Annotated in this window: 1 pseudogene; it reads right to left on the reverse strand. The window is 57.3% G+C overall.

The annotated features are described in order from the left end of the window. Positions 1-235, reverse strand: a pseudogene (locus AC0ZWN_RS28935) (DUF6124 family protein); the annotation flags it as partial. Positions 236-255: the final 20 nt, after the last annotated feature.

Here is a 255-nt window from a genome sequence, read left to right on the forward strand (position 1 = left end):
TCATGAGGCTGGCCTGTGCCAGTGATTCGCAGGCGTGGACCAGCAGGCTTTCGCTGTCCTGTTCCGGTGCGACCTGGAACATGGTGCTGGGTTTGTGGAAGCGCAGGGTTAACGCGTTGGGTTTGAGATAGTGGTCGAGGGCGCGCTCGGCGGCTTCGTGGAATTTCTTCGAACCGGGGAATTCGTAGGGGGTGGTGTCGTCGGTTTCAGGTGGATTAGGTGTTGGTTTGAACATGGTGAAACTCCATTCGGGAT

The organism is Pseudomonas sp. 3B-A001-10F, assembly GCF_056313565.1.